This is a genomic window from Novosphingobium sp. KN65.2 (assembly GCF_001368935.1).
GTDB classification, from domain to species: domain Bacteria; phylum Pseudomonadota; class Alphaproteobacteria; order Sphingomonadales; family Sphingomonadaceae; genus Novosphingobium; species Novosphingobium mathurense.
Map to the genome: position 1 here is coordinate 1 of NZ_CCBH010000078.1, position 2,061 is coordinate 2,061.

General features: G+C 58.4%; 2 protein-coding genes. Both read right to left on the reverse strand.

Annotation, left to right across the window (positions count from 1 at the left end; all coding sequences use genetic code 11):
• Positions 1 to 73: 73 nt before the first annotated feature.
• The gene (locus SPHV1_RS03030) at positions 74 to 1,222 is read right to left on the reverse strand and encodes an acyl-CoA dehydrogenase family protein (RefSeq protein WP_054944612.1); all 1,149 of its coding nucleotides are present in this window, start codon (positions 1,220 to 1,222) and stop codon (positions 74 to 76) included.
• A gap of 179 nt (positions 1,223 to 1,401) precedes the next feature.
• Positions 1,402 to 2,061: TetR/AcrR family transcriptional regulator (locus SPHV1_RS03035; protein WP_156367219.1), on the reverse strand; the 660-nt coding region annotated here is incomplete at its 5' end.

Consider the following 2,061-nt stretch of genomic DNA (forward strand, 5'->3'; position numbering starts at 1 on the left):
TTTGACGTTCATTTTACTCTCCCCAAAATGGCTTATTGTTATCCGATCACCGCTCGATGGGCGGCTAATAGTATTAGACCAGTGGATTATTCGGCGCGAGGCCCACGCGGTGACGGCCGAGTTGTTCGAACGCCACTTCCCAATCCCAGAAGGCGTGGATGGCGACGGTGTTCACGTCGCGAAAGAAGCGCTGCAATGGTGCGCTGGACTGGAAATTCGTGGCGCCAGACCGGTTCATCATCTCGTTGATCGTCCGGCGGCAGTGATCGGCGAGGAAACCGGCCTGGGCCTTCAGGCGGAGGCGGGTTTCCAGATCGAACTCGCCGCCGATCAGCGGCATCGTCTGCCGCACGATGCTGCGCGCAAGTTCCTTGGCGACGATCGAACTGGCGATGGCGCTGCCAAGCTGGATATGGTTGTGCGGCCGCTCCCGCGTGGCCTGCTCGCTGTGGGTGATGACCCGCTTCTTGATCGTCGTCTCGAAAGCATCAACGGCCCCGGCGAGTCCGCCGCTGAAGAAGCCGGCGATCTCATTGTAGATAAACGGCATGAGCGGCATCGAATAAAATGGATTTTCGTGGATCCGCGAGCCTTCGGTCGGACCGGCCATGAAGGATTCCATCAGCAGTCCGCGATGCTCGGGAACGAACGCGCCATCGACCACGATGTCGTTGCTGCCCGTACCGGCCATGCCGCTCATGAACCAGACGTCATCGAACCGCGTGTCCGAAGCGGGGATCAGGAATACGCGCCGGCCGTCGTCAGTGTCGGCGCCGACCAGTGCCCATGTGGCATGCATGATGCCGGAACCCCAGGTCGCGCGGCCCGAAATCTCCCAGCCGCCGGTGACTTTCTTGGCCTTCATCAGCGAGTTGGTCGTTCCGGGCAGCAGGCAGGTCGGGCCGTCGGCAAAAACGTCCGCCTGAGCGCGCTCGCTGAACTTGGTGACGAAAAAATGATGGCCCATGTAGAAACCGGCGATCCAGCCGGTGGACATGCAGGCCGAACTGATGACCTCGACTATTTCCATATGGGCATCGAGGCCCAATTCATGGCCGCCCCAACGCTTGGGCAGCAATACCGGCATCAGGCCAGCATCGACCATTTCCTTGATATTATCGTCATGTGGCTTGCGCTGCACTTCGGTCTGCTGGGCCCGAGCGGCGATGCCGGGAGCGATGGCGCGTGCGCGCTCAACAAGCTCCTGCTTGGTAATTGCCATTGACATCCAATCCTTCGCGTGCTGGCTTTCAGGAGCCATTTAATAAGGCAGGCGTCCCTTATCGTTGCGAGCCACTGTATTTGTCAACTGACAAGTTTTGTCACGGATAAATATTTCGGCGACCTGCGTCATTTCCGCCATCCGGCCTCGCCTTTCCCGGCCGGGAGGATCCGCAGCGCCTATATAAGGAGACCGCGGATCAGCGTATCTGCGATTTCCTCAGCTTGCAATTGCCGAGCTTTTTTCGTTTTGAGTGGCGGGATTCCCAAATTGGAGGCCAGTGCCCGCAAGCTGAAGATCGATCCGCCGCCGTGTGCGATCAGAAAAAATATGACAGGCTTGGACACATTACGGAACAAGCCCGCCTTTACACCTTCCTCGATGATGATGTCGCCCGGAAATGTGCCGATCAACATATACCTCTTGATAATATAATCCAGCCTTTCGCTTTCCTGAATGCCCTCATGGTTCATCATCCGCAAAATCGCTGGGGCCTGGTCGAGCACCATCAGGAGCGAGACGAACACGTCTTTCAACCGTTGCTCCGGAGTTGCGTCCGGGTTGCCGGTGAAGGCGGCTTTCTCGATTTGCTGGACCAGGCGCTGCATCCCATGGTCCACCGATGCCTTCCAGAAATCCAGCTTGGAGCCGAATTTCGCATGGATCAGGCCGTGGCTTACATCGAGTCGCCGGGTAAGCTCCCGTATCGATGCGCCATGATAGCCGAGGTCGGCGAAGGCCTCCAACGCGGCATCCAGGAACACTTCACGCGCTGCAATTGGTTCCGAATCGGCGGCCGGGCGGCCTCTGCGACGTGCTGTGGTTTTTATGATGGTGGT